We start from the raw sequence: 7,033 nt of genomic DNA on the forward strand, positions 1-7,033 counted from the left end.
CTCCGGGCGGCGCGGGCGACGGGAAGTGTGACGTTCCTTGGGAGGCACACACCGCCCGGAGAGATCGCGGGATCAGGTGCCGGTCAGGTACCCGTGAGGTGTTCCGGGCGGACCGGCGTCCTGTTCAGCTCCAGACCCGTCGCGTTCCGGATGGCCGCGAGGACCGCCGGAGTCGAGGAGAGGGTCGGGGCCTCGCCCATGCCACGGAGGCCGTAGGGCGCGTTCGGGTCGGCCAGTTCGAGCACGTCGACCGGGATGGTCGGCGTGTCGAGGATGGTCGGGATGAGGTAGTCCGTGAAGGAGGGGTTGCGCACCTTCGCGGTCTTCGGGTCGACGATGATCTCCTCCATCACCGCGACGCCCAGGCCCTGGGTGGTGCCACCCTGGATCTGGCCGACCACGGAGAGCGGGTTGAGCGCCTTGCCGACGTCCTGGGCGGTGGCCAGCTCGATGACCTTGACCAGGCCGAGCTCGGTGTCCACCTCGACGACCGCGCGGTGCGCGGCGAACGAGTACTGGACGTGGCCGTTGCCCTGGCCGGTCTTCTTGTCGAAGGCCACGGTCGGACGGTGGCGCCACTCGGCCTCGATCTCGACCGTCTCGCCTTCGAGCAGCTCGGCCAGGTCCGCGAGGGTCTCGCCGCCGTCGGTGACGACCTTGCCGCCCTCCAGGAGGAGTTCGGCGGTGGCCCATGCCGGGTGGTACGAGCCGAACTTGCGGCGGCCGATCTCCAGGACCTTCTCGCGGACGAGCTCGCAGGAGTTCTTGACCGCGCCGCCGGTGACGTACGTCTGACGGGACGCGGACGTCGAACCGGCCGAGCCCACCTGGGTGTCGGCGGGGTGGATGGTCACCTGCTGGACGCCGAGCTCGGTGCGGGCGATCTGCGCGTGGACGGTGATGCCGCCCTGGCCGACCTCCGCCATCGCGGTGTGCACGGTCGCGACCGGCTCGCCGTTGATGACCTCCATGCGCACCTTGGCGGTGGAGTAGTCGTCGAAGCCCTCGGAGAAGCCGACATTCTTGATGCCGACCGCGTAGCCGACGCCGCGGACGACGCCTTCGCCGTGCGTGGTGTTGGAGAGTCCGCCGGGCAGCGCGCGGACGTCCGCGCCCTCGCTGGACTCCCACTGGCGCTCGGGCGGCAGCGGGCGGGCCTTGACGCGGCGCAGGATCTCGGCGACCGGGGCCGGCGAGTCGACCGGCTGCCCCGTCGGCAGGAGCGTGCCCTGCGACATGGCGTTGAGCTGGCGGAACTCGACCCGGTCCATGCCCACCTTGTCGGCGAGCTTGTCCATCTGGGCCTCGTAGGCGAAGCAGGCCTGGACGGCGCCGAAGCCGCGCATCGCGCCGCAGGGCGGGTTGTTCGAGTAGAGGGCGATCGCCTCGATGTCGACGTCCTCGATCACGTACGGACCGACCGAGAGGGACGAGGCGTTGCCCACGACCGCCGGGGATGCCGACGCGTAGGCGCCGCCGTCCAGGACGATCTTGCACTTCATGTGCGTGAGCTTGCCGTCCTTGGTGGCGCCGTGCTCGTAGTAGAGCTTCGCCGGGTGGCGGTGCACGTGGCCGAAGAAGGACTCGAAGCGGTTGTAGACGATCTTGACCGGCTTGCCGGTGCGCAGCGCCAGGAGGCAGGCGTGGATCTGCATCGAGATGTCTTCGCGACCGCCGAAGGCGCCGCCGACGCCGGAGAGCGTCATGCGCACCTTGTCCTCGGGCAGGCCGAGGACGGGGGCGATCTGTTCGAGGTCCGAGTGCAGCCACTGGGTGGCGACGTACAGGTCGACGCCGCCGTCCTCGGCCGGTACGGCGAGGCCGGACTCCGGGCCGAGGAAGGCCTGGTCCTGCATGCCGAAGGTGTACTCGCCCTTGACGATGAAGTCGGCCTTCTTGGCGGCCTCTTCGGCGTTGCCCCGGATGATCGGCTGGTTGTGCACGATGTTCGGGTGCGGGACGTGCTTGATGTACTCGTCGCTGCGGCCCTCGTGCACGAGGACGGCGTCCGGCGCGGTCGCCGATGCCTCGTCGGTGATGAGGGGCAGTTCCTTGTACTCGACCACGATCTTCGCGGCGGCACGGCGTGCGGTCTCCGGGTGGTCGGCGGCCACGAGGGCGACCGGTTCACCGTGGTGGCGGACCTTGCCGTGGGCGAGGACCGGGGTGTCCTGGAGCTCCAGGCCGTAGTTCTTCATCTCGGCAGGCAGGTCGTCGTACGTCAGGACGGCGTAGACACCCGGCGTCTTGAGGGCCTCGACGGTGTCGATCGACACGATCTCGGCGTGCGCGACGGTGCTGCGCAGTGTCTGGCCCCAGAGCATGTCCTCGTGCCACATGTCCGAGGAGTAGGCGAACTCGCCGGTGACCTTGAGGGTGCCGTCCGGGCGGAGCGTGGACTCGCCGATGCCGCCCTTGTTGTGCTTCTGGGTGACTTCGGTGGGCGCGCCCGTGGTGGTCTTGGTTCCAGCCATGATCAGACCGTCTCTTCCTGACGGGCGGCCGCCAGGCGGACCGCGTCCAGGATCTTCTCGTAACCGGTGCAGCGGCAGAGGTTGCCGGAGAGCGCCTCGCGGATGTCGGCGTCCGACGGCGAGGCGTGGCGCTCCAGGAGCTCGTCGGCCGCGACGAGCAGACCCGGGGTGCAGAAACCGCACTGGACGGCGCCGGCGTCGATGAACGCCTGCTGGATCACGGAGAGTTCACCGCCCTCGCCGGTCTGGCCGTCGGTGCCCTTGGCCTGCCACTGGCGGGCCTCCTGGAGGCTGGTGCCGCCGCAGACGGAGCCGCAGGCGCCGCCCGGGTGGGCGTCGTCGCGATGCTTGGCGTAGTCCGCCAGGCCCTCGACGGTCACCACCTCCCGGTCCTGCACCTGTCCGGCGGCGACCAGGCACGAACACACCGGTACGCCGTCGAGGCGGACGGTGCAGGAGCCGCACTCGCCCTGCTCGCAGGCGTTCTTCGAACCGGGAAGCCCCATGCGCTCACGCAGGACGTAGAGGAGGGACTCGCCCTCCCAGACGTCGTCGGCTTCCTGCTGACGGCCGTTGACCGTGAAGTTCACGCGCATTATGCGACTCCCTCAGTGCTGCGGTCGTTGCCGCGGTACGACTCCCAGGTCCAGCCGAGCGTGCGGCGGGCCATGATTCCGACGGCGTGGCGGCGGTAGTTCGCCGTGCCGCGCACGTCGTCGATCGGGTTGGCGGCTCCGGAGGCGAGCTCCGCGAACTGCTTGGCGATCGAGGGGGTGATGATCTTCTTGCTGTCCCAGAAGCCGCCCTCTTCGAGCGCGGCGTTCAGGAACTCCTCGGCCGCCTTCGCCCGGATGGGCGTCGGGGCGGCGGAGCCGATGCCGGTCCGCACGGTCCGGGTCTCGGGGTGCAGCGCGATGCCGAAGGCGCACACGGCGATGACCATCGCGTTGCGGGTGCCGACCTTCGAGTACTGCTGCGGGCCGTCCGCCTTCTTGATGTGGACGGACTTGATCAGCTCGTCCTGCGCGAGCGCGTTGCGCTTCACGCCGGTGTAGAACTCGTCGATCGGGATGAGGCGCGAGCCGCGTACGGACTCCACCTCGACCTCGCAGTCGGCGGCGAGCAGCGCGGGGTGGGCGTCACCGGCCGGCGACGCCGTGCCGAGGTTGCCGCCGACGCCGCCGCGGTTGCGGATCTGCGGGGAAGCGACCGTGTGCGAGGCGAGCGCGAGGCCGGGAAGCTCGGTGCGCAGCTCCTCCATGATCGTGGTGTACGGAACCGAGGCGCCCAGCTGGACCGTCTCCTCGCCCACCGCCCACTCGCGCAGTTCGGCGACGCGGTTGAGGTCAAGCAGGTACTCGGGACGACGGTGGTCGAAGTTGATCTCGACCATCACATCGGTGCCACCCGCAATCGGCACAGCGGTGGGGTGCTCGGCCTTGGCGGCGAGCGCCTCCTCCCAGCTGGCGGGGCGAAGGAAGTCCATGAGGCTCTCTTCTTCTTCATATCGAGGGTCGTACGTTCGAGAAGATCCAGCCAAGTCGGACCGGAGGCCTCTCGACTGCTCGTTCATGTGCTGTTAACGCGGAGTGGGCCAAGTACACCGCCCCGTCGTCCGATGGGGTCAGTCACCGAAACCATGAAGGAGTTCGCTGGCCAAGGCGCGCGTCTTGTAGATTCGTATGAAGAACGGGCCTCAGTAACCTCGCGGATTCCCCCGGAAACCGGAGGGCTCCCAGGGCACCGGGGTCCGGGAGGACGGTTGGCGACACAGAGTCGACACACCCGGACTGTCTGTACATCCCATTCGAGACAAGATCGGCGGCGACGACCATGCGGCTGCGCGCACTCCTTGACACCGACGCGCTGGGCCTGCGGCTGCTCGGCGGTGAGGAAGAGCTCGATCGCACCGTGCGCGGTGTGATGACCACGGACCTGCGCGACCCCAGCCGGTACCTCGCGGGCGGCGAGCTGGTCCTGACGGGCCTCGCCTGGCGCCGCGACGCATCGGACACCGAACCCTTCGTACGCATCCTCGCGAGCGCGGGAGTGGCGGCGCTCGCCGCGGGCGAGGCCGAGCTCGGTGACATCCCGGACGACATCGTCGAGGCCTGCGAGCGGCACCGTCTGCCGCTGTTCGCCGTCAACGAGTCCGTCGCCTTCGCGACGATCACCGAGCACGTGGTCCGGCAGGTCTCCGGCGAGCGGGCCGGTGACCTGGCGGCCGTCGTGGACCGGCACCGCAGGCTGATGACCTCGGGCCCCACGGGCGGCGGCCCCGACGTCGTCCTCGACCTGCTCGGCTCCGACCTGGACCTGCGGGCCTGGGTCCTGTCCCCCGCGGGCCGCGCCATCGCGGGGTCGAGCGCGGCGGGCCCCGCCCTGCCCACGGCGGTCTGCGGGCGCCTGGCGGCCGAACACCTGGCCGCCGTCCGCACGGGGCGGCGCGGCCCGCACAGGGTCCAGGTGGACGGCACGACGTACTCCCTGTTCCCCATCCGGAGCAGTGGGCGCGGTTCGGCTTCCGCCGCGGCGGCGGCGAGCACGGCGGCCCTGCGCGACGTGCGTGAGACGGTCCTCTCGGACTGGTTCCTCGCGGTCGAGGCGGACGCGGGCGACTGGCCCGAGGAGCGGCTCGACCTGCTGCAGGGCGTCACCCAGCTGATCGCCGTGGAGCGTGACCGGCGCGACGCCGCCCGCACGGTGCGGCGCAGGCTGGCCCAGGAGGTCCTCGAACTGGTCCAGACGGGCGCGGCCCCGGCGGAGATCGCGGCGCGCCTGCGGGTCGCCGCCCCCGTGCTGCTTCCCGGCCTCGGCGCGGCGCCGCACTGGCAGGTGGTGGTGGCCCGCGTCGAGTGGGACGGGGGCGAGATCGAGGGCGGCCCGGTGGCCCAGTCCCTCCTGGAGGAAATCCTCGTCGACCCCCTGTCGGCGGGCCCCGAACCGTCCGACCGCATCGCGGTGGCCCATACGGGTGACGAGGCGATCGCGCTTGTGCCGCTGCCCGCGGTCTCCTCGGAGCACGACGGCTCGGAGACGGGCCTGCTCGCCGATTCCCTCCTGCAGTCCGTCCGCGACCCGCTGTCGGCGGGCCTCGACGGCGACGGCCGCCTCACGCTCGGCGTCAGCGCCTCCGTGCACTCGGCGGAGGGGCTGCGCGGCGCCCTGGAGGAGGCGCGGCACGCCCGCCGGGTCGCGGCGGCGCGTCCGGGGCGGGTCTGCGCCGCCGGCCACCAGGAGCTGGCCTCGCACGTCCTGCTGCTGCCCTTCGTCCCGGACGACGTGCGCCGGGCGTTCACGGCCCGCCTCCTGGACCCGCTGCGGGACTACGACCGGCGCCACCGGGCGGAGCTCATTCCGACCCTGGAGGCGTTCCTGGACTGCGACGGTTCCTGGACGCGGTGTGCGGCCCGCCTCCACCTGCACGTCAACACGCTGCGCTACCGCGTCGGCCGTATAGAGCAGTTGACGGGCCGTGACCTCTCGCGCCTCGAGGACAAGCTCGATTTCTTCCTGGCACTGCGAATGAGCTGACGCGGGCGGCCCCGGGCAAACCCCTTTCATGACACGCCCTTTGTGAATTCTTTCACCCAGCCTCTTGGCCGGGTGCGCCGATCCGTGCTGAGATGCGCCCACGACTCAACAGCTCAATGGCGTGCTCGGGGAGGGCAACGTGGCGCATCCCGCCATGTCTGGTACCGGAACGACTGCAGGGGACGATCCACTCCAGACCGCGGTATGGCGGCTGCGCTCGCGCGGCTGTTGGACCGACGCGGCCGCGCTGCTCGCCTCGCGCGAGGGGCCTGGTCCCGCACTGCAGAGAACCTCACTCCTGGTGGAGCGGTGCCTGTTCACGGGCGAGGGATGGGCAGAGGCGGAGGACGGCCTTCGTACGGCGGAGGCGCTTGCCGTGGCGGACGAGGACCGCGGGGCGGCGGCGTGCGAGCGCGGTCAACTGGCGTACGCCTCTACGGTCCTTGCCGTACGGGACCGGGCGGACGAGGCGCGTACGGCACTCGGGCGGGCGGCGGCGCTGCTCGCCCCCAATGCTTCGGGGCGCCCTCTCCTCGACTTCCGCCGGGGCCTGATCGCCGAGCACATCGCGGACTCGCCGCAGGCGGCGCGGGCCGCGTACCGGCGTGCGCACGCGGGAGCGACGGCGCACTCCGACCCCCTCCTCCTCTCCTTCACCTGGCGCCACCTGGCCGGAATCGCCCTGCGGGAGGGGGAGTTGGCGGAGGCGCGGCACGGCTTTGCGGAGTCGCTGCGGATTCGGGAGGAGCTGGGTTATCTGGTGGGGACGGCGCCTGCGCTGGCCGCTTTGGCCGACGCGGAGCCGGAGCCGGAGGCGGGCCGCCTCCGGGCCGAGGCGGCTCGCCTGTTCCGCCTGATGGGCGGGGTGCCGTCATGGCTGGCGCAGCATTTGACGCCGCCTGCGCCGCCGGCGCCTGCGGCGTAGGCCTCCGGCTCTTGGTGGCCGCAATCACCGGCTTCGCCGAGTTCGTCCTCAAACGCCGGACAGGCTGAATGATGTCGGCCGGGCTGGATAGATCCAGCCC

5 protein-coding genes are annotated in these 7,033 nt (G+C 71.1%); 2 read left to right on the top strand and 3 right to left on the bottom strand.

Features of this window, described 5'->3' with window-relative positions:
* Window positions 1–83: 83 nt before the first annotated feature.
* The 3 genes from ACWFR3_RS41150 to ACWFR3_RS41160 are packed head-to-tail and all read right to left on the bottom strand — an operon-like array spanning window position 84 to window position 3,960.
* Window positions 84–2,474, bottom strand: coding sequence for a xanthine dehydrogenase family protein molybdopterin-binding subunit (locus ACWFR3_RS41150; RefSeq protein ID WP_453739837.1), 2,391 nt, complete (start codon window positions 2,472–2,474; stop codon window positions 84–86).
* A 2-nt stretch (window positions 2,475–2,476) separates the two neighbouring features.
* Entirely contained in the window at window positions 2,477–3,070 is a 594-nt protein-coding gene (locus ACWFR3_RS41155) for a (2Fe-2S)-binding protein (RefSeq protein WP_453739838.1), read from the bottom strand.
* Entirely contained in the window at window positions 3,070–3,960 is an 891-nt protein-coding gene (locus ACWFR3_RS41160; RefSeq protein WP_453739839.1) for an FAD binding domain-containing protein, read from the bottom strand. The genes ACWFR3_RS41155 and ACWFR3_RS41160 overlap by 1 nt, the downstream gene beginning before the upstream one ends.
* 347 nt (window positions 3,961–4,307) lie before the next feature.
* Between ACWFR3_RS41160 and ACWFR3_RS41165 the strand changes: the two genes are divergently transcribed.
* Together ACWFR3_RS41165 and ACWFR3_RS41170 are read left to right on the top strand one after the other, a co-directional pair.
* Window positions 4,308–6,008, top strand: a complete 1,701-nt coding sequence (locus tag ACWFR3_RS41165) for a PucR family transcriptional regulator (protein ID WP_453739840.1) — start codon at window positions 4,308–4,310, stop codon at window positions 6,006–6,008.
* A 154-nt stretch (window positions 6,009–6,162) separates the two neighbouring features.
* Window positions 6,163–6,933 carry a hypothetical protein gene (locus ACWFR3_RS41170; RefSeq protein ID WP_453739841.1) on the top strand — a complete coding sequence of 257 codons (771 nt, stop codon included), beginning with the start codon at window positions 6,163–6,165 and terminating at the stop codon, window positions 6,931–6,933.
* Window positions 6,934–7,033 lie beyond the last annotated feature (100 nt).

The organism is Streptomyces sp. NPDC055189 (assembly GCF_053606765.1).